At 29.7% G+C, this 2037-nt stretch carries 3 protein-coding genes; all 3 read left to right on the top strand.

Going from position 1 to position 2037, the window contains the following annotated elements:
• Positions 1-77 precede the first annotated feature (77 nt).
• Positions 78-1433 carry a radical SAM protein gene (locus tag ACW2QF_RS19840; protein WP_455717745.1) on the top strand — a complete coding sequence of 452 codons (1356 nt, stop codon included), beginning with the start codon at positions 78-80 and terminating at the stop codon, positions 1431-1433.
• The gene (locus tag ACW2QF_RS19835; protein ID WP_455717744.1) at positions 1433-1702 is read left to right on the top strand and encodes a hypothetical protein; all 270 of its coding nucleotides are present in this window, start codon (positions 1433-1435) and stop codon (positions 1700-1702) included. The genes ACW2QF_RS19840 and ACW2QF_RS19835 overlap by 1 nt, the downstream gene beginning before the upstream one ends.
• 36 nt (positions 1703-1738) lie before the next feature.
• Positions 1739-2037 (top strand): radical SAM protein (locus ACW2QF_RS19830; protein ID WP_455717743.1); only part of this gene is annotated, 299 nt, incomplete at its 3' end.

Genomic DNA, 2037 nt, shown 5'->3' with positions numbered 1-2037 from the left:
GTTTATATAGTGAATTGAAGATTCCTACAGTATAACAATAAATATTAGCTAGAATGATAAGTGAAGGAGAAGGAGTAATGATTATTAGAAGAGCTTCGAATGCAAAACAAATGTCCTTTGATATATATACAATTATGGTTAATATGGATAAAAAATCATGGGTGAAGTTAACCAATAGTGCAGTTGAAATTATAACTAGTATAGAAGACAAAACAGAAGAAGAAGCATTTTTTATATTAGAATCAATATACGAGGTGACGAGGGAGGATGCCGCCGAATTTATTGACTATCTCTTGGAGATGGGAATAATTTTTAAACAGAAAGAGAAACAGTATATAACAATTCTAAATGATGATATTGAAGAAAAGAATTATATTGGTCATTGTTATTTACATGTTACAGGAAGATGTAATTTACATTGTGGTTATTGTTCTATCGATGCGAATCACCATAATCAGGATTTAACTACTAATCAGGTTAAAAGTATTATTAGAAGACTTTCAATTAATAAGATAAATCAACTTGTTTTTTCGGGTGGAGAACCTTTGCTTAGAAATGACCTTGAAGAATTAGTATTATATGCGAAAAATCTGATTCCTGACATTGGATTGGTGAGTAATGGAACATTAATAACCGAGCAAAATGCCGAATTTATTGCTAAGAATTTTGATAAAATACAAATCAGTTTAGATAGTGGTATAGAAGAAATTCATGATTTATTGCGAGGACAAGGTTCATATCAGAAAACAGTTAATGGTATTCGATTACTAAAAGAATATGGTCATCAAAATATAAAAATAACACCTACTGTGAATCAATTGAATATAAAAAATATTGAAGAGATTGTAAAAATTGCAAAAGAGCTAGATTTGTTGATGGAGGCAAGATTTGTGTTGCCGGCTGGGCGTGGTGAACAAAATCAAGCTGAATTTTGTATTCAATATAAGGATATGTATGAAGCTTTTTTAAGAATTTGGAAAGAATGTGAGCGTTTAGATTATAAGAATTATTCTGTTAAAGAATTTTACGATAAGTATATGACACCAAAGGTTTCTTGTGGAGTATGTAAGAGTAAATTGTGTATTGATGTTAATGGAGATATTTATCCATGTGCTTATGTTATGAATGAAGAAGTAAAAATAGGGAATATATTTGAACAGGCCAATTTAGGCGAAATTATTAGAAAGAGTAAAATCGGAACGAAGATAGCTAATTTAGATGTTGATCAGATTCATACTTGTAAAGACTGTGAAGTGAGATATTTCTGTGGTGGAGGCTGTATGGCAATTCGCTATGGAAATACTGGCGAAATAGATGGTGACGGAATGGATTGCGCATATTATAGAAAATTATTTGGTCAACTTATCTGGGAAGCGCCGGATAATCAAAAAGAGAGTTTATTACAGGTTTTGGGACTCAGAGAGGAAGCATAATGAAGTGGCTTAGTAGTAAGTTAGATATTAGTGCTATTCGTTTTTATGAAATGTATGATTTTGTAGTTTATCAAAATATAAAAACTATTAAATGGGGAAGAATTCCTACTGAGATTGAAACATTACTGAAAGAACTAGATGGTTGTATTTTAAAAGAAGTATATTTGAATTTAAAGAATAAGCAAATATTAACAGATAAGCAGCTTCTCATACTATTAAATGATTTAGTTGTTTCTGATATAGAAAATAATCAATTAAACTATAAGTAAAAAATGGTTTTCTTTCTTGTGACAAGAAGATGTAATTTGTTTTGTAAAACCTGTTATCTTAGGGCGGATAAAGTTGATTATGGATATGAAATGTCAATTAATGAAATTGAAAAAAGCTTTAGAAAGTTAAGTAAAGAAGGCTTTTATAACATTACAATTTCAGGTGGCGAGCCATTTGTTAGAAAAGATATAAAAGATATTATCAATATTGCAGCCAAGTATTTTAAAAAAGTTTCTATTAACACCAATGGAATACTTTTGACAAGAGAAATTGTACAATTTTTAAAGAAGAATGATATTAATGTTATGATGAGTCTGGAAGGAGCATCAGAATT

The sequence above is a fragment of the Anaerosporobacter sp. genome (assembly GCF_965301125.1).
The sequence above is the reverse complement of the archived record's forward strand: the minus strand, read 5'-3'. Positions and strand labels throughout refer to the sequence as shown.

Excerpts from the sequence above, each read along its gene's own strand:
- ACW2QF_RS19840 (WP_455717745.1), top strand. The coding sequence starts at position 78 with ATGATTATTAGAAGAGCTTCGAATGCAAAACAAATGTCCTTTGATATA.
- ACW2QF_RS19835 (WP_455717744.1), top strand. The coding sequence starts at position 1,433 with ATGAAGTGGCTTAGTAGTAAGTTAGATATTAGTGCTATTCGTTTTTAT.